The sequence below is a fragment of the Actibacterium sp. EMB200-NS6 genome (assembly GCF_001305615.1).
GTDB classification, from domain to species: domain Bacteria; phylum Pseudomonadota; class Alphaproteobacteria; order Rhodobacterales; family Rhodobacteraceae; genus Actibacterium_A; species Actibacterium_A naphthalenivorans.
The window spans coordinates 12,658-30,069 of record NZ_CP010871.1 but is presented as its reverse complement, the minus strand read 5'-3'; the positions used below and the strand labels follow the sequence as shown (position 1 = coordinate 30,069).

Annotated in this window: 12 protein-coding genes and 1 pseudogene; 7 read left to right on the top strand and 6 right to left on the bottom strand. The window is 62.0% G+C overall.

The window, feature by feature from the left end; genetic code table 11:
* The first annotated feature begins 22 nt into the window (after positions 1 to 22).
* Together TQ29_RS18750 and TQ29_RS18745 are read left to right on the top strand one after the other, a co-directional pair.
* Positions 23 to 901 (top strand): AraC family transcriptional regulator, encoded by an 879-nt coding sequence (locus TQ29_RS18750; RefSeq protein WP_054540642.1) that lies wholly within the window; start codon positions 23 to 25, stop codon positions 899 to 901.
* Between the two features lie 181 nt (positions 902 to 1,082).
* Positions 1,083 to 1,919: pseudogene (locus tag TQ29_RS18745) on the top strand (transposase); the annotation flags it as partial.
* Between the two features lie 678 nt (positions 1,920 to 2,597).
* Here TQ29_RS18745 and TQ29_RS18740 read toward each other — a convergent pair.
* The 5 genes from TQ29_RS18740 to TQ29_RS18720 all read right to left on the bottom strand — a co-directional run bounded on the left by TQ29_RS18740 (position 2,598) and on the right by TQ29_RS18720 (position 9,714).
* Positions 2,598 to 4,598, bottom strand: a complete 2,001-nt coding sequence (locus tag TQ29_RS18740; RefSeq protein ID WP_054540640.1) for a type IV secretory system conjugative DNA transfer family protein — start codon at positions 4,596 to 4,598, stop codon at positions 2,598 to 2,600.
* Positions 4,599 to 4,606: 8 nt separating this feature from the next.
* Positions 4,607 to 6,940, bottom strand: a complete 2,334-nt coding sequence (locus tag TQ29_RS18735; RefSeq protein ID WP_054540639.1) for a relaxase/mobilization nuclease domain-containing protein — start codon at positions 6,938 to 6,940, stop codon at positions 4,607 to 4,609.
* Entirely contained in the window at positions 6,927 to 7,520 is a 594-nt protein-coding gene (locus tag TQ29_RS18730; RefSeq protein ID WP_054540638.1) for a helix-turn-helix domain-containing protein, read from the bottom strand. The genes TQ29_RS18735 and TQ29_RS18730 overlap by 14 nt, the downstream gene beginning before the upstream one ends.
* Before the next feature lie 518 nt (positions 7,521 to 8,038).
* A complete protein-coding gene (locus tag TQ29_RS18725) occupies positions 8,039 to 8,245 on the bottom strand; it encodes a hypothetical protein (RefSeq protein WP_007120662.1) in 207 nt (68 codons plus the stop codon).
* A 539-nt stretch (positions 8,246 to 8,784) separates the two neighbouring features.
* Positions 8,785 to 9,714, bottom strand: coding sequence for a DUF2493 domain-containing protein (locus TQ29_RS18720; protein ID WP_054540637.1), 930 nt, complete (start codon positions 9,712 to 9,714; stop codon positions 8,785 to 8,787).
* Between the two features lie 862 nt (positions 9,715 to 10,576).
* On the opposite strand from TQ29_RS18720, the gene TQ29_RS18715 reads away from it, so the two are divergent.
* Positions 10,577 to 11,587 carry an AAA family ATPase gene (locus TQ29_RS18715; protein WP_054540636.1) on the top strand — a complete coding sequence of 337 codons (1,011 nt, stop codon included), beginning with the start codon at positions 10,577 to 10,579 and terminating at the stop codon, positions 11,585 to 11,587.
* Between the two features lie 53 nt (positions 11,588 to 11,640).
* Positions 11,641 to 14,181, top strand: coding sequence for a S8 family peptidase (locus tag TQ29_RS18710; RefSeq protein ID WP_054540635.1), 2,541 nt, complete (start codon positions 11,641 to 11,643; stop codon positions 14,179 to 14,181).
* Positions 14,182 to 14,275: 94 nt separating this feature from the next.
* On the opposite strand, the gene TQ29_RS21330 is transcribed toward TQ29_RS18710, so the two are convergent.
* A complete protein-coding gene (locus TQ29_RS21330; RefSeq protein WP_328705655.1) occupies positions 14,276 to 14,569 on the bottom strand; it encodes a rhomboid family intramembrane serine protease in 294 nt (97 codons plus the stop codon).
* Between TQ29_RS21330 and TQ29_RS21325 the strand changes: the two genes are divergently transcribed.
* From TQ29_RS21325 to istB, 3 genes are all read left to right on the top strand, one after another.
* Positions 14,538 to 14,957: a hypothetical protein gene (locus tag TQ29_RS21325; RefSeq protein ID WP_054540633.1), complete on the top strand. Its 420-nt coding sequence runs from the start codon at positions 14,538 to 14,540 to the stop codon at positions 14,955 to 14,957. The two genes, TQ29_RS21330 and TQ29_RS21325, sit on opposite strands and share 32 nt — an antisense overlap.
* 170 nt (positions 14,958 to 15,127) lie before the next feature.
* A complete protein-coding gene (gene istA, locus TQ29_RS18695; RefSeq protein WP_082386617.1) occupies positions 15,128 to 16,573 on the top strand; it encodes an IS21 family transposase in 1,446 nt (481 codons plus the stop codon).
* The gene (gene istB, locus TQ29_RS18690) at positions 16,570 to 17,334 is read left to right on the top strand and encodes an IS21-like element helper ATPase IstB (protein WP_054539392.1); all 765 of its coding nucleotides are present in this window, start codon (positions 16,570 to 16,572) and stop codon (positions 17,332 to 17,334) included. The genes istA and istB overlap by 4 nt, the downstream gene beginning before the upstream one ends.
* The last annotated feature ends 78 nt before the right edge of the window (positions 17,335 to 17,412 follow it).

The following is a 17,412-nucleotide window of genomic DNA, read 5'->3' as shown; positions in this document are numbered from 1 at the left end:
CTCTTCCCTGAGGGAGGAAAACATGAACAATCTGATACCACCAGACCTGATCCCGCAGTGGATACCCGGAAACAGGACGCTCGACAGCACATGCCTCGGCTGGAAAGGCATCACGCTGATGGGCTACCAATACGATGAGCAGGAAGCGGACATCCCCGAGATGCGCGACTACATGATCGTCGTCTACCAGGGCGGGAAATCGACCATGCGGCGACGCAGCGGCGGCCCCTGGCAAACGGCGACCGTGGAGCGCGGCGTCGTGTCCCTGCTGGCGCGGGCCGAGCAGTCGACCTGGCATTGGGACAAGCCGATCGACGTGAAGCATATCTATTTCAGCCACGACTCCCTTGCCGAGACCGCGGCACAGGTTTTCGAGCGCGAGCCGACATCGATCGAGATCGACGATCACCTCCGCCGCGTCGATACGGTCATTCCGCAGTGCCTTCAGGTTCTCGAGGATGAGATGGCGCATGGTGGTCCTGGTCAGAAGCTTCTGGTCGACGCCGTCCGAACCCAGATCGCCGTTCATCTGTTGCGCCGGTTCGCGAGGGTCGATCTCCCGAACGTGAATCCCGCCGTCTTCAGCGCACGGCAGAGACACAGGATTCTCGAATTTGTCGAGGAACATCTATGTGAGAACTTCGGTCTGGAAAGCCTGGCAAGCACGGTCGCGCTGAGCCCTTTCCACTTTTCCAGGCAGTTCAAGGCCGAGTTTGGTCAGCCACCGCACTCTTTCATTGTCCGCAAGAGGATCGAACGTGCAAAGTCGATGTTGAGAAAGGGCAATATCGCGATGAAAGCGGTGGCCCTTGACTGCGGGTTTTCAGACCAAAGTCATTTCTGCCGGACCTTCCGCAAGATGGTTGGCGTCACGCCCGCAGAATATCGGCGGTCTGCGTGACCTGAGGCAGGCTGCCTCCAGGTCGACCCCCAACATTCGACTGTAGGGCACCTCGATTTATCACGGTTTTCTGCTGTTCCGGGCCGGTTCGGCGGGTTGAAGCGCGCATGAGGCGGCCGCGCGCGCCGTGGCCGTCCCGGGCTCTGCGGGTGGCATTCGCCGTTTTTGGAGAGATACCGTAATGGGCCCGGCGCGTATCTCAGCCGTTTTGCTTGATTACGGCGTAGTAGACAGGGTGTCGTTGCCCAATGACACGCATGAAGTGTGTCTGCGAGGCTTTGCCACAAGGTGCGCCTCAATTTCTACGAGCGAAGAGGACAACGACATGGAAATCTTTATCGGGCTGGACGTCTCTCTGGCAAGCACCGCTGTTTGCGTTCTTGGTGAACGCGGCAAGATATTGAAAGAAGCTGACGTAATCAGCGAGCCGGAAGCGCTGGTCTCGTTTTTTAAAGATCTGCCCTATGCAATCACCGGGATCGGCCTAGAAGCCGGGCCCTTGTCGCAATGGCTGCACAAAGGCATATCCGAGGCTGGGCAGCCGGTGGTCTTGATGGAAACGCGCCGGGTAAAGAAGGCACTGAACGCGTGCGCCATCAAGACTGATCGACGGGTCGCACAAGGCATCGCTCGTCTTCTGCAAATGGGCTGGTTCAGCGAAGTGCATTGCAAGTCGGTTCCAGCTCAAGAAACACGTGCGCTGCTAACGGCGCGCAAAGCGATACAGAATGCGCTGATAAACCTGGAACTGTCGGTGCGTGGTGTGTTGCGCAACTTTGGTCTGAAGATCGGGCCGGTCTCAAAAGTCCGCTACGATGTGCGTATCAGGGAACTGGCTGCTGGAAATACGATGCTGCAGGCTGCGGTCGACGATCCCACGCGCTTTCGGAGATCACGCGATATCGGTCCTTGGGTTGGACTGACTCCCGGTCGGGACGAATCCGGGGAGCGCTCCATTGCAGGCGCAATTACCAAGGCCGGGGATGCGGGGCTCCGAGCAGCGCTCTATAAGGCAGCCAACGTGATGGCATTGTTGCAGAAAGGCGGCTTGAGGCGTGAGTTCCCCTTTCCCCTTCGGGTTCAAGCCACGCGGACGATCTCGGCGGTGCCGAGGGCGTTGAAGCGGTTCATGAGTGCGATGCGGACGTGGATTTCGGCGGTGAAATCGACTGGTCAGGTCGTGTCTCCAAATGCGGTGACGGCGCGATGCGCGGACTGCAGTTCGAGGCGGCATCCTGCGTCATTCGTCAGGTCAAACGCCTCTCGGCCTTGAAAAGCTGGGCCGTGCGTCTCGCGGGACGGCGCGGGTTCCGCAAGGCGGCAGTGGCGACTGCACGCAAGATCGCCGTTCTCATGCTGACACTCTGGAAGAACGAAACCGAATATCAATGGGCGAAGGAGGCCGCTGCCTGATCTGAATTCGCGCCCCGGAAGCGGGGAGCGAAGTCCCGACGGGACGGAGGAAGATTGATCTCGCACAAACGGTTGGGCGCGGCCCCGTGCCGCTTACCCCGCAAACGACATTGGAGACGATCCGCCACCGAACACCATCATGAGGCGCGAAACCCGCGACCTCGGAGAGAACCATGACCCCGGACGGACAAACCGCTCACCCGCTTGACAAAGCCGCAGTCAGAGAACCGTTTGTGACATTCAGCGTTACGGAAGCTACGCGCAGGTCGCTATGCCCGCCTCCTTATCGAGCAACCAGCTTTTCGCCATCCCCCTCCCGCAGCATCGCTTCCATGTCGTCCAAGCCATCGACTGCAGAGCGCATCTGGGCCTCATCATCCACGCCCACTGTCTCGGCATCTGCAACCCGGCTCTCAAAATCCATCTCTATCTGTCGCTGTTCCTCGGCGATAACGGCGTGAACGACAGGCGCGGTCTTCTTTGGAGCGGCGTCGGCTTGGCCTGACGGTTGACCATCGCCAGCCTGGCTTGCCCTCTCCACATCGGCTTCTGTTCCCCCTGGCACATCCAACGGCGGCGTCATCGGCATGGCGCGCACACTCAGCGGCAGCGTGCCCTGCGGTCCCCTGTCCCCCGGCTTCGGAAACGGCAACTCGCCTGATTGCGCCGCGTGGATCGCCTTGAACAGCCGATCGTCAAAATATTGGATCCGCTTCGCGCGGACGGGCATCTGGGCATCGATGACCATGACGATTTCGTCGAGCGGTAGGCGGCGCGCCTCATCTTCGGGCAGGAGAGAGCTTTCTTCGGTCCGTGTGGATTGGCTGCGCCCTTCAAAGGGGTTCTTGCCGATGGACTGCGAGCGCGTGACGACGGTTTTCGTGGTCTTGCCGACCGCCTTGCTCAGCTCTTCGACGGTTTTTTCATCCGACGGCGTCAGGTAAAGCTTGACGCCCGCGTTGCCCTGCAAGGCGCGGCGGGTGTTCTCGCCATAGATTTCATCGAGGGCGGGGATGGTTTGGGTGACCACGGCCAAATGGCCGCGATAGGTGCGCAGGGTCTCGATGCTCTCGACCACGATGGGCATCTTGCCGAGACGATTGAACTCGTCGAGCATGATCATCACGGGCCAGGGTTCATCCGGCCCGGGATCCTTTTCCTGCATGGCGGAGAGGAGATCGGAGAAGAAGAGCCGGATCAGGGGCGCGAGGGGTTTCACCATCAGCGGCTGGACGACGAGATAGACCGAAAAGGGCTTTTTCCGGATCGTGCGGAAATCAAAATCCGACACCGCCGTCGCCTCATCGATGGCCGGGTTCTGCCACTGGTCCAGCCCCGAGGTCATCAGGAGCGAGACATAGGAGGTCAGCGTATCGTTGTTGGTCGAGGCCAGCCGCGTGAAGATCAGCTTGGCGGCCCTGTTATCCACCTCGTGGCCGCGGGCGAAGTATTCCTTCTGCTTGTTCCCCCCCGACGCGGCAATGCGGTAGATCTCGCCCAAGGTCGGGCGCTTGCGCTGGAAGGCCAAGAGACCCGCCGCCACGAAGAGATCGATCCCGCCTTTGAGCAGGCCCTGCACCCGGTCATTGTCGCTCTGCAGGAAGAGCGTCGCCAGGAGCTGCAATTCCATCTGCTGGCGCGCGGGATCTTTCAGCTCAAAGATGCGCAGGAGCGGGTTGTAGCGGTGCGTGCGCTTGCCCTCCCAATCGGTGGGGGCAAAGCGATAGACCTTGTCGCCTTGGGCTGCGCGATGCCGGGCCGTGGCCTCGAAACACTCGCCCTTCACATCGAGCGTCACGGCGGAGCCTTGCCAGGTCAGCAGGTTCGGAATGACGAAGCCCGTGGTCTTGCCGCGGCCCGTGGGCGCCACGATCAGCGCATGCGGGAAAACCTTCGAGCAAATGTAATTGGCGCGGGAGCCCGGCGTCCCCAGCTTGCCGAGGATGAACCCGGTCCCTGGCGCCCCGAAGAACCCATTGGCCTTCATCTCGCGCGCGGTCTGCCAATGGGTCTGGCCAAAGCCTGTCAGAGCGGACCCCGAGAGGGCGAGGCTCAGCATCAGGCCGGCGGCGGCGAAGCTGCCGATGATCAGGTGAATAAGTTGCGCGTCCTCCGGGCGGCGGTCCAGGATCGCCAGATAGTTCTGCGCGATATATGCAAAGTCGATCTCGGCCCCAAAGCCGAGATCCTGGTAAGTCAGCACCGCCGAGGCGATGGTATAGCCCATGGCCCCGGTCACCAGCGTCACAAGCAGGACGCCCGTGGCGATCCGCGCTTTTCCCATGGCGGCGCTCAATGGACCTGTCCCCGCTCGGTCTCGCCATCCACGTCTGTGGTGCGGTGTTTTTCATATTCGGTGTCGGCAAGATCATCGACCACCTGGCGCAAGGCCTCCGTGTTGGCCGTCGCGGCATCGGATTGCAGATAGACCTTGGCGACATAGAGCCGGTCGAGGCGGTCCTCGAGAACCTTTTCCAGCGCATCGGCATCACCGGATGTGAGCCGCTCAAGTTGACGGTCATCCAGCACCCGCGCGATCTCGGTTCGGAAGGCGTCCCGCTCCGCCTCGGTCTCGAAGGGCGCGGACAACTCCCCCGCCCGCTCATGGTCCAGGACACGCGCAATCTCGTCTGCGAGGCGGTCGGTACGGCCAGACTGCGAAGCAGTTTCACCGCGGGCTGCGAGGAGTGTGTCGCGCGTTCCAGACCCAAGCCCATCGCGCATCTCGGTTTCGCGGCGGACCTGATTGATGGCCTCCGTGTCCCGGATCTCGACGACGGCTGCATAGGTCGCACCGAGCCCACGGGCGAGGTGGGACGGCATGTCCGGATAGCGCGCGCGCAAGTCATCCGTGACTGCATCTGCAACGGGCGTGCGGACGTCGCGTCCCTCCATGATCCGGTCGACCTCGCGAGTGATCTCGCTGGCGCGGGCCGCATCGGTAATGGTCTCCCTGTAAGGCTCAGACCGGTCGATCACATCGCCTGGGCGTGCAAGCAGGTCCGGGTGTGCTTCGAGATACGTGCGCTGCTCGGTCTCGATCCGGCGCTCCGCCCGTGAGACAACCTCCCAGTCCCGGTCCTCGATCTGCTGCACTGTCAGGCCGTCTGCGCGCATCTCCTGACGGATTGTCCCTTCCATCGCCCGGACCGCGTCCCGGTGATAATGGAACCGCTCGCTGACCGGTTCCGCTTCCATGACGCCATCCCGGCGCAGCACGTTCTCCCGTTCCAGGAGCGTGCCAAGCGCGACATGCACATCATTGAGAATGTCGCGCGCCTGTTCCAAATCGGCGCGGCGTTCGAGGTTCAGATCGCGCGCCTCGGCCATCTTGGAGAGATCATTGGCGATCCATTGATGCTCGAGCGCTGCATTTGAGGCGCCCGTCTCGATCCGGGCCACCACTTCCGATGTGCTGATCCCGGTGCCGTGTAGTGCCGCGTCAATGCGCGATCTCAAATCGGGCTCTGCCAGACGCTCGCGCTGGCTGGCGTCGATATTGGCTTCGGAATAGATCCCGCCCTCCGAGGGGGTCTCTGACAGCGTGGATGATCGCAAACCGAGAGGCTGCATGTGCTGGACCTGCGTCTGGATCTCGATGAGGCGTTTTTCCAGCACGGGACGTTCCGCGTCAGACTTCTCTGCGATCATGCCCTGCACCCGCGCGAGCTTTTCCGCATAGAGGCTTCTGAGGTCCTCGAAGCTTTGATCCTCGGCCATATACACATCTCCTGTTCGGTCCACCTGCCCGCCATGCGCCAGCACCTCGCCCGCGCGGAAGAGTGCCGCGGCGATGTCTTCCCGGGCCTCCCGGGAAGCCTCTGCGGCAAGCGAATGATAGACGGTTCTGGTGTTGGCGATCTCCGCCAGCGTCCGGGTCAGGTCCTGCCCCACACGCTCCCGCTCGCGGGGCGCGCGACCCTCTTCTTTCGCGGCATAAACCTCGCTGGTTCGGGCTGGGTAATGTACCACGCCGCGATCCACCCGGCGCGTGGCTTCGAGGCGCACGCCGTATTTCTCGGCCTCCTCGACCATGGCGAGGCGGAAGTCGTCATAGTTGAAGCGATGGTTGCGCCCCAGAAAGAAGAACTCGCCTTCCTGCGAGCGGCGGTTCAGCACCAGATGCGCATGCGGGTGATCGCGGTCCTCATGCACCGCGATGATGTAGTCGAAATGCCCCGCGTCGGTCTGGAAGAAACGCTCGGCCACGTCCGTCGCAATGTCGCGCACATCCTCCCCGCGCGTGCCGATGGGGAAGGACATGAGCATGTGGGTGGTCTGGCCCAGCTTGGGCTTGAAGCCCGCATCCCACCGTTTGGCAAAGCGCTCGGTCAGGTCCTTGATGTCACCCGCCTCGAGCTTCGCTTTGCCATCCAGGAACCCGCTACTGTCCACGATATGTGTGGACTTGGTGGTGAGGTAATCGAGCTGGTTTGCGAGCTGCGATTTGGTATGCGTACCCCCGCCTCTGATCGCCTTGAAGACCGCTGGCCGGTGGCCTGCTGCCGCGCGCGCAAGCTGGGTCTGCTTGGCCACGTGCAGCCCCTGCATTGAGCCCCGGACGCGGCTCCAGCCATCCCGAAAGACCTCGCCCGTGACAGCATGGACGGCATCATTCAGCCGCATGGGCAAACTCCCTCAGCGCGGCCGTGGCCTGCAGCTGCATTGCGTCCCGACGGCGGCGCAGAAGCAGATCGATCTCGTCAGCAGAATCCAGAATGAACCGCGCCAGCCCGCGCATCTGCGCAAGACGCAGTTCGGTGAACTCGGCACTCGTGCCCCCCACGGCCCCCTGCCCCCGCCGGTTGGCCCGCGTCATCTGCTTGGCGATTTGCCCGACCCCATTCCCGACCTCGTGCAGCGAGGCGCGGTAGCGCGCCATCTCTGCTGCCATCTGCGCGTCCGGAACGAACACCCCGCCTGCCGCCTGTATCAGCCGCCGCAGCCCTTCGGCCCGGCTCTCGATTCCGGCCTTCGCCAGCACCGCGTCGAGGGCTTCAAGCTCCGCGGCCGTCACCTTCACACTGACCGCTGAGACCGGGATCGCGGCATCCGTCTGGCGCTCGGCATCGGCTTTCAAGACGTAGCGCACGGCGCGCGATGTAACACCGAACCTCGCAGCCAGCTCGGACGTCGACACACCCTCCGCGGCCTCGCGGACGATCTGCATCTTCTCCATCTCTGTCAGGCGTTTCGTTCGGGACATGCGGAAGAAAGACCCCCTATTTCCTGCCACCTTCCACCAAGGCTGCCCCTACCTTACGATAATATACCTATCTGTCAATTATATACTTACGTAGCATTCAGTCTCAGGCAGCCTTGGTGTCCGCTTCCCCCGCGGCCCGCAGGGACGCGGCTCTGCCGCCCTCACCACCGGGCGACCCACCTGCCCTAGGGGTCCCGTCCGCCAGCCCCGCCCGAGGGTCTGGCCGAACACATGCGTGTTCGGACGGAACCGCGGGCGGGCGCAAACCTCACCGACAGGGCGGACAGGCAGGGTCAAGGAGGGCCAGATTTGGCTTGCCAAATCTCTGCCGCAAAAACCGGGAGGCTCTGGCCGATAGGTTTTTGTGGATGGCCCCCTTGAGGCTGACTGGCCGGTCTGTCGCGGCCTGATCATTCCGGGCGGAGTGCGTCCGTTGAACGCGCAGGGACCGGCATCCCTGGAACAGGGATCGGGCCGCCCCAAGATCGTCCCGGAGCGGCCCATCCTCGTCAGAGGATTTAATCCTGGGGATCCTTCGCGCTCGGCGGGAACATCACCAGCTCCGAGACCGCGACCGGGAAGTCGAGCTTGAGGCTGAAGAACTCCGAGCCGTCCCCGTTGCGGGTGTTGCGGAACATCGCACCCACTCGCTGAAAACGGGTGCGCTCCTGGCCATCGGTGTCGGTGAACTTGACGGGGACGGTGGCGACGTAGTGGTTGGTCATTTGGGTTACTCCTTGTTGCGATGGGGATCACCCAGCACGGGGGCAAGGGGCCCGGTCGCAAGCGCAAATGCGGAGGGTCCGCGGCTCCGCCGTGGAAGCCGTATTTGTGCTTGCCGAAGCGTGAGCTGAGGGCACGAACGGGCCGACCCCGTGCGATCCACATCTATGAGCAGAAAGGAGTGATCCGGATGACCCTTGCCATCACGCAGCCGCCACCATCCGCGTCCGCGTCCCACCGAGCCTGGCCGGGGTGCTGACGGAGCCCGCCCGCGTGGATGCGATGTTCCGAAACACGCCCCGAGGAACGTGCAGGTGTTCAGCTTCATATGCGACGTCTCGACCCCTCGCGTCTTGCGATGCTGACGATGTGCGTGAGGTGCGCACCATCCCCAGCCCGCACCGATGCGGATGGGCCGCACTCTGACGGACCGGGTAGAGGGATGGCAGTGCCGGCCGCCGCAGACTGCCGATCACGCATGACCGATCGCACGCGCCATGAGACATGACGAAAGGGCCGCGCCAAGCGCGACCCCCTCTCTTCAATCCTGCGACGCCTTCTTCGCCGGGTCAGCAACCCGCATGACCGTCAAGCCTTTCGCTTCCGCCTTCTGCCCGAGGTTCAGCGCGACCCCGTTGCCGCCGAAGAGAACAACCCCCGTCGCCGCGAACTTGTCGTCCAGCATTTCGTCGTTGCACTTGAACGGTGCCGCCCGCCCATGCGCGGACCAGCGAGGATCGAAGCGCGCCTGCGCGACCCCGCGTGCCCGGGCCCACCGAGCCGCAATCATCTCTGCCCCGTGCTTGCCACCCTTGTGGCAGAGGAAGATCTCCTGGTTGCGGTTCTGCTTGATCCGTTCGCGAACCTTGTCGAGCGTGTTGAAGATCACATCGACATCTGCCCAGTCGGTGGCTCCTGAGACGATCAGGGGAACCCCCTCGACTTTCGACTTCTCGGCGGTTTCACGGTCGTGCTGCTCCAGGAGCTGCCGCGCCTCGAAGACCGCCCCGGTCTCCTGCGCCCGGACGCTTGCGCGCGACCCGGCTGCCGGGATGAAGGCGTGGCCCGTTTCGACCTCGTAGCATTCCGCCGCTGCCTCGCTCATTACCTCGATGGCGCTGACAATCTCGCGCAGCTGCACAAAGCGGGCCTGCGCCTCTTCGAGCGCGGTCTCGGCGATCTCCGATCCGTCGTGGGATTTTGCCAGCGCACCGATCTTGTCGGCGGTGCGGTGGACCTCCTTGCCAAGCGCCACCTTGCGGCGCTGCAGGATCGTCGCGAGCCCATGGGCCAGCGGTTCGATCTCTGCTTCAAGCCCGGTCCCGCGCAGCTGACCGAGCAAAGCCTCGAAGCTCTCGCGGATGATGCGGTCGGTCAGGATGTGATCTTCCGGGATCGGCAGCTGCGCGTCCTTCTCGGTCAGCCCGAAAAGTTCGATCGTCTCGTAGGTGTTTGCGGTGTCGTAAGCCATGTCTGGTCTCCAGTGTTCGGTTCCTAGGCCACCACGTGAGTGTGGGGGCATGGCCGAATGCCTGGTTTCCGAATCTGCCCGGGTCAGGGACGGCGCAGCCGCCGGCTTGCCGGGCGCAAAAGTTTTCCGCGCGCAGCACCCGACACATGCGCGCGCTCGCGCACGGGACCGCCCCCGCCACAGGCCCCGCCCTCGCCGAAAAGTTTTGCGATCCTTGACGCGGGCTGATTTGGGGGCCATCCGGAGGATATGCTTCCGCACTCATGTGTGTGTGTTTTGACGGTAGGTTTGCCCGACCCGAGCAGGCAAACGGCCCGACCGGACGCGGAAGACGGATGAAGCGGCGGGATCGTTTTGGTCTCAGGCCAAAACAGACCAGAGCGCAATCCGGCGGAGCGGCCGGGGAGGGACGTGCTCGCGAGGCGGGCAAACCGGGATGCCGGGTGCGACGCCGCGGTGAGGCCGCATGGCCGAATGCGCGACGGACCGAAGGGCCGTTCTCCCCTGCGACACGCGAAGCCGAGCAGGGGAGGCCGTAAGGCTCTGGCCACGGTTGATGTGCAGGGACTACGCTGCCGACTATAGGGATTGCTTGTCCAGGCATTCGACGTGATGGGCGGGAAGCTGCCGTTTGCCGCGGGAGCGAAAAATCGGAGGGAGTTCAGCTATTGCCGACATTCGAGATTGAAGCGACCGCACTGAACACATTATCGCCACTCGCTCAAGTTCTGGAGCCGCTCCAAGACCTTTTCGATGGTGCAGATTCACCGTTTGAGGTAGAAGCTTTCGCAAGGTGAACCGTCATCTTGATTTCGGCGCAGGCCTTGGCGCAATGAGCTTTTTCGAAAAGGAGGAGTAGGTGATGACTACACGACAGATTCTTGCCCTCCTCAATTCGCACATCGAGGGCGACGAAGATCAGTTCCTTTCAGTGGCTTTGCAGATCGCCGCGCAACAGGCGCGCGAGGGGCGGGCCGATGACGCGGAGAAGCTAAAGCGTGTCGTGCAGAAGGCGCGCGATCGGCGGCGCCTTGGCTCTCCGACAGGGGTACAGACGCCGATTCCGATGGCTCGCCCACGGGCCGAACTTCAGGGGCTTGTCGAGAGCACTTTCCCAAAGATTACCTTGGGCAGCATGGTGCTGGCCGACGATGTGCGGAACCGACTCGCCCGTGTGGTCCGTCAGCAAGAAGAACGCGCCACGTTGCGTCAATTCGGTCAGAAGCCCACAACCCATTTGCTTCTCGTTGGGCCTCCCGGAACGGGCAAGACAATGACGGCCTCGGCGTTGGCCGGTGAGCTTCGGTTGCCCTTGTTCACCGTTCGGCTTGAGTCCCTTTTCAGCCGGTTCTTCGGGGAGACCGCAGGCAAGCTCCGGATTCTGTTCGATCAAATTGCCCAGATGCGTGGTGTGTATCTTCTAGACGAGTTCGACGCTATAGGCGCTCGCCGAGGTGATCCGAACGACATTGGCGAAATTCGCCGGGTCCTGAATTCGGTTCTCGCATTCATGGAAGAACCCAATTCGACGGATAGCGTTGTGCTGGCCGCGACAAACCATGTTGAAATTCTAGACGAGGCCTTGGCTCGCCGGTTTGACGAGGTGGTGGAATATTCGCTGCCTGAAACTGAAGCGGCGCGGGCGATTATTGAAAAGCGGCTTGGCAAGTTCAAGTTGAGCGCGAGGTCTTGGTCCTCATTGGAGCCGGCATTGGCCGGGTTGAGCCCGGGCGAGCTTGTACGCGCCACGGACTCTGTGGTGAAGGACGCAATTATTGACGGCGTGACAAAGATTTCGGCTGACTCCCTGCGCTCGGCCCTGCATGATCGCCAGACCCTTAAGGGGAAGTTTCGCAAAGGCGCGAACCTATAGCCGTGCACGCAGAGCGTGAATGGTGAACCCAATAAAATTGGAAGCAGGGTCTGATGGCGGATCAAAGTGATTTCGACGCGCGTAAGCATGTGCACATCCCGTTCGACGTGTTCCGGGACGAGGTTGGTTATTCCTACCCGAAGCAAAAGATGGACAAGAAGCCGCTTCGGGAAGATTACGCGGCACACGCCCAGAACCTTCTCGACCAATTGGCTGCCGCGTTGGGTGAGATACCTGGGGCGGGGCACGACAACCGTTTGCCCGTCGAGGGGCTGAAGCCCGGGAAGATTGTTGAAGTGGGCACCATGCCGCCGCAATCTGCCCGCTCTGGCGCGGTGAAACTGCCTAAGAACTTCGAGTTTCCGCAGGAAGATGTGGTGGTGCTTCGATCAGATCGGCGAGACGACCGAACGGAAAGCGCCCTCATTTTTGTACCGGATGATGCCCGTGCTTTTCTGCGGGGCAGGCTTCAGGGGTATGGAAAAGACCCTGGAAACCAAGCACGGCAGGACCTTGACCGATTTGAGCGGATTGAGACGATCCAATCCGCAGTGGCACGATCCCTCTTCGTTGGTCCGGCGGACTTCGATTCTTCCGATGCCGTTTGGTGGGAACTCTGGGTGCGCGGTGGCGCGAATATAGCCGAAGGTGTCTCTGCGGCGGCTCAACATGCAGACCTTGAGGTTCATCAGGACCGCCTCTTTTTCCCGGATACGACCGTTCTTTTCGTGCACGGATCGGCGGCCACGGCAGCGGATTTCGCTGGCAGGGTGCTGGGAGCGCTTGTGGAAGTGCGAAGGTCAACCGCCACGATTGAGCCTTTCCTTGACAGGCAGGGCAATGGTGTCGGACCGGAGGATTGGGTTGCCGACCTTGTGAATCGGGTTACCCCGCCGCCTGCGGACGCAAATGCGGTCTGCACATTGGATACTGGTGTTGCGGGTGGGCACCCGCTGATCGCTCCCGGGCTGCGGGGGGCTTGGGCCTATGATGCGGCTTGGGGGACGGATGATCACCATCCAGATGGCGGACACGGCACGCCGCTGGCCGGACTAGCGCTCTATGGGGACTTAGAGGCCCTAATGAACGACATGCGGCAAGTGGAGCTTTCCCATGCAGTCGAGTCAATGAAGCTCCTGCCGCCGCCCGGATTTGCGGATACTGCACCGCCCAATCGTGGTGTGGTCACTGAGGGTGCCGTGTCTCTTGTCGAGGTAGAGCGACCGAATGTGCGGCGGGCCTTTTGTATCGCAAATTCATCTGGTTTCTACCCACCCGACCGTCCGTCAACTTGGAGCGGAGCCCTAGATCAAATTACCTCAGGGGCAATGCCCGGTGATCAGGAGCCGGGGGTCCAAGCCGCAGAACGCCCTAAGCGCATGGTCGTGGTTGCTGCCGGAAATATGCTCGGCGGAATGCTGGATGACGTAATTCAATCGCATCCGTTAGAAGACCCATCGCAAAGCTGGAATTCGCTCACCATTGGTGGGTTTACTCGAAAAGAAACACCTCCTGTCACGCCGCCGGGCCTTGGTGTGGCGGTTCCGGCAAATCATCGAAGCCCTTTCAGCCTAGGCTCAACAGAACTTGCAAATGATTTGACGCCGATCAAGCCCGAGGTTTTGTTCGAAGCTGGCAACATGTCGGTTGATGCATTCAATTTCTGCCTTTGGCAACCGTCCTTATCACTGCTTGCCCCCGGCTCCGATGTGTTCAACCAACCGCTTGTGCCATTTTGGGCGACCAGTGCGGCTGCAGGGGTGGCGGGGAATTTCGTGGGTGGCTTGCAGGCTGCCCTGCCTGATCTGTGGCCCGAGACGCACCGGGCGTTGACTGTAGATTCTGCCTCGTGGCCCGAGCCGATCCGAAAGCACTTTATTGGTCCGCGCGGTGCGCATTGGAAAGGCGGGAGCAAAGGAAAGAAGCAAAAGGCCCTGCGTGAGTTCGGTTATGGTGTTCCGAACCTTCAACGAGCCGTGTTCTCGGCGCAGAACGATGTGACGCTTGTTGCGCAGGCTCCGATTCAGCCCTTCGCCCCCAGTGATGCAGGCGGCCCGCCAGTTTTCAACGAAATGCACTTTTATGACCTCCCGTGGCCGAAGGCAGCCCTGGAAGAGATTGAAAATGGCATTGTCATGATGAAGGTAACTCTTTCCTATTTCATTGAGCCGAATCTTTCTGGCCGCGCCGCAACCCGCCCCGAGACTTACCGTTCGTTCGGGCTTCGATTTGCCATGAAGAAACGCTCGGATACAAAACAACAGTTCCTACGGCGCGTTTCTGGGCATCAGGAAAAGGGCACCCCGCCTGCAGAGACGGAAAAGGATTGTTGGCTCCTCGGCCCAAAAGCGGTGCAAGCCGGTTCGCTCCACTGTGACCTGTGGCGGGGCAAGGCGATTGACCTCGCGTTGCACGACGCGATTGCGATCTATCCTGTCACCGGGTGGTGGAAGACCCATTCAGGGCAGAAGCGTTTCAATGACAAGGGGCGCTATGCGTTGGTGATTTCGATTTCCGCGCCAGGACAGCCCGTCAACCTTTACACTGAAATCAGTGCGATGGTTGAAGCCAAACAGATCGAAGCGTTGGTCTGACCACGACCCGCCAAACGAATGACAACTTATGAGGGATGCAACTGCAGCATTACGGGACGGTTTTGGATGTCTTCTTTGGGCCGATTGTACTGTTTCATTCCAGATCGACGCCGCCGAGGCGCGGCGCATGGACATGCGTCCGGACAAGGACTGCAGCGACCGCGCCCGCGATAGCGCCGAAGAGATGAGCCTCCCACGAAACGCCAGGTTGGCCCGGAAGAACGCCCCAGATAATGGAGCCATAGAGGACACCGACTACCAGTGCCGCGCCCAGCGTGGTCAATGAGCGATCCACGAAGCCGTGCGCGACGAGGAAGCCGAACCAGCCGAAGACGAGCCCTGACGCACCGATATGGATGGCGGAGCACGAACAGCCAGACGAGACCACCGCCGAGGCCGATCACCACGGCGTTCACAGGCAGCAAGGCCCTCGTGGTCGTGGCCATCAGCAGCCCACCCATCACCAGGATCGGCGGCGTATTGGCCATAAGATGCGCGAAGCTTCCGTGCAGCAGCGGCATTGCGATGACGCCATCCAAACCACCGGGCTGCCTGGGGATCAGGCCGAAGGCTGGGTTCAAACCGTAGCCGACGATCCAATTGACGACCTGGACTGCCCAGAGCAGCGCGACAAAGGCGGCAAGCGCCGCGGCGCGCCGAAAGAAGGCGCGCATGTGATCTCGGTTCATCATGTTGGCGACAGTAGACGTCCTCACAGCGCCTTCAACGGCTTTCGCGCGCTGCACAGGATGCCACCTCCAGGAAAGGGGGTTTGAGGCGGCCAACTGAGAACGGCGGTGCAAAAGTCGGCCACGGTAGCGGCGGGATGAGCCTGCTGCGGGCGGCGTAAAAGTCGTCCACCTTTACCCTTTCTGGCGACAGGGAGGGCGGGAGGATTTTCACCGTGGATTTGTATCGGAAAGTTCGGCTGGCCTGTGCTGAAGGCATGAGCCAGCGCGAAGCGGCGCGGCATTTCAACATCTCGCGCGACAGCGTAGCCAAGATGATGGCGTTCTCGGTCCCGCCGGGATATCGGCGGTCGGCACCGATCAGGCGGCCGAAGCTGGATGCTTACACCGGGATCATCGACGGCTGGCTGGACGGCGATCGGGAGGTCCATCGCAAGCAGCGGCACACGGCGAAGCGGGTGTTCGAGCGGCTCCGCGACGAACACGGGTTCACCGGCGGCTACACGATCGTAAAGGATTACATGCGGCAGCGTGAACGGCGCGGCCGCGAGATGTTCGTGCCGCTGGCGCATCCGCCCGGTCATGCCCAGGCCGACTTCGGCGAGGCGGTGGTCGTCATCGGCGGCATTGAGCAGAAGGCGCATTTCTTTGTCATGGATCTGCCGCACAGTGATGCCTGCTTCGTGCGAGCCTATCCGGCAGCCACTGCCGAGGTTTGGGTGGATGGCCACGTTCACGCTTTCGCGTTCTTCGGCAAGGTGCCCGCGTCGGTCCTCTACGACAACGACCGCTGTCTGGTTGCGAAGATTCTTCCTGATGGAACGCGTCAGCGGGCCACGCTCTTCAGCGGGTTCCTGTCGCATTACCTGTTCCGTGATCGTTACGGGCGCCCCGGCAAGGGCAATGACAAGGGCAACGCGGAGGGGTTGGTCGGTTATTCCCGCCGCAACTTCATGGTGCCGATCCCGCGGTTCGCGACTTGGGACGCATTCAACGATTACCTGGAGGCACAGTGCCTCAAACGTCAGGCGGATGTCCTGCGCGGCCAGTCCGAGACGATCGCGGAACGCCTCGAGCGGGATTTGGCCGCGATGGCTGATCTGCCGACAGCGCCATTCGATGCTTGCGATCAGGTCACCGGACGGGTCAGCTCCCAGGCACTGGTGCGCTACAAAACCAACGATTACTCAGTCCCCGTCGCCTACGGCCACCGTGACGTCTGGATCAGGGGCTATGTCGACGTGGTCGTGATCGGCTGCGGTGGCGAGGTCATCGCACGACATCCACGCTGCTACGACCGTGAGGACATGGTCTTCGACCCGGTGCATTACCTTCCGCTCATCGAGCAAAAGATCAACGCCCTGGACCAGGCGGCGCCCCTGGCGGAATGGGACCTGCCGCTCGAGTTCGCGACCCTGCGCCGCCTGATGGAAGCGCGGATGATCAAGGCCGGACGCCGCGAGTATGTCCAGGTTCTGCGCCTGCTGGAGACCTTCGACATCGACGATCTGCATGCCGCCGTTAAGAAGGCCCTGCAATTGGGCGCGGTCGGCTTCGATGCCGTCAAGCACCTCGTCCTCTGTCACGTCGAGAAACGGCCGCCGAAATTGGATCTCGATGTCTACCCATATCTGCCGCGGGCGAACGTCGAGACCACATCCCCGGCCAGCTATATGGCCCTGATGTCGGAGGATGCAGCATGACCGACATCCCGAAGATCCTGCTCGCGGATCATCTCAAGACGCTGAAGCTGCCCACCTTCCTGCGGGAATACGAGAAGCTCGCCCGACAATGCGCCGCGGAAGGGCTGGATCATGTCCAGTTCCTGGCCCGCCTGGTCGAGCTGGAATTGATCGACCGCGAGCGGCGGATGATCGAGCGGCGCATCAAGGCCGCGAAGTTCCCGACGGCCAAGAGCCTGGACAGCTTCGACTTCAAGGCGATCCCGAAGCTCAACAAGATGCAGGTGCTGGAACTCGCCCGTTGCAACTGGATTGAGCGGCGCGAGAATGTCATCGCCTTGGGGCCCAGTGGCACCGGCAAGACCCATGTTGCCCTCGGGCTGGGGCTGGCGGCCTGCCAGAAGGGCATGGCGGTCAGCTTCACCACCGCCGCCGCGCTGGTCAACGAGCTGATGGAGGCCCGCGACGAACGCCGCCTGCTCCGTCTGCAAAAGCAGCTGGCCGGCGTCAAATTGCTGATCATCGACGAGTTGGGCTTCGTGCCGCTATCCAAGACCGGCGCCGAGCTCTTGTTCGAGCTGATCTCGCAGCGCTATGAGCGCGGGTCCACGATGATCACGAGCAACTTGCCATTCGACGAATGGACCGAAACCTTCGGCACCGAACGCCTGACCGGCGCGCTGCTCGACAGGCTGACCCACCACGTCAACATCCTCGAGATGAACGGCGACAGCTATCGGCTCGGCCAAAGCCGCGCCCGAAAGGCCGAAGCCTCAACCTGATCACACATTGCAGAATTGGCCCTCCGGGCCAATGCGCCATGGCACGCGCCAGCTATCTGGGGAGCGCACGCGCCATGG

Coding starts and splice junctions, on each gene's coding strand:
- TQ29_RS18750 (WP_054540642.1), top strand. CDS start 23: ATGAACAATCTGATACCACCAGACCTGATCCCGCAGTGGATACCCGGA.
- TQ29_RS18740 (WP_054540640.1), bottom strand. CDS start 4,598: ATGGGAAAAGCGCGGATCGCCACGGGCGTCCTGCTTGTGACGCTGGTG.
- TQ29_RS18735 (WP_054540639.1), bottom strand. CDS start 6,940: ATGCGGCTGAATGATGCCGTCCATGCTGTCACGGGCGAGGTCTTTCGG.
- TQ29_RS18730 (WP_054540638.1), bottom strand. CDS start 7,520: ATGTCCCGAACGAAACGCCTGACAGAGATGGAGAAGATGCAGATCGTC.
- TQ29_RS18725 (WP_007120662.1), bottom strand. CDS start 8,245: ATGACCAACCACTACGTCGCCACCGTCCCCGTCAAGTTCACCGACACC.
- TQ29_RS18720 (WP_054540637.1), bottom strand. CDS start 9,714: ATGGCTTACGACACCGCAAACACCTACGAGACGATCGAACTTTTCGGG.
- TQ29_RS18715 (WP_054540636.1), top strand. CDS start 10,577: ATGACTACACGACAGATTCTTGCCCTCCTCAATTCGCACATCGAGGGC.
- TQ29_RS18710 (WP_054540635.1), top strand. CDS start 11,641: ATGGCGGATCAAAGTGATTTCGACGCGCGTAAGCATGTGCACATCCCG.
- TQ29_RS21325 (WP_054540633.1), top strand. CDS start 14,538: ATGGCGGAGCACGAACAGCCAGACGAGACCACCGCCGAGGCCGATCAC.
- istA (WP_082386617.1), top strand. CDS start 15,128: ATGAGCCAGCGCGAAGCGGCGCGGCATTTCAACATCTCGCGCGACAGC.
- istB (WP_054539392.1), top strand. CDS start 16,570: ATGACCGACATCCCGAAGATCCTGCTCGCGGATCATCTCAAGACGCTG.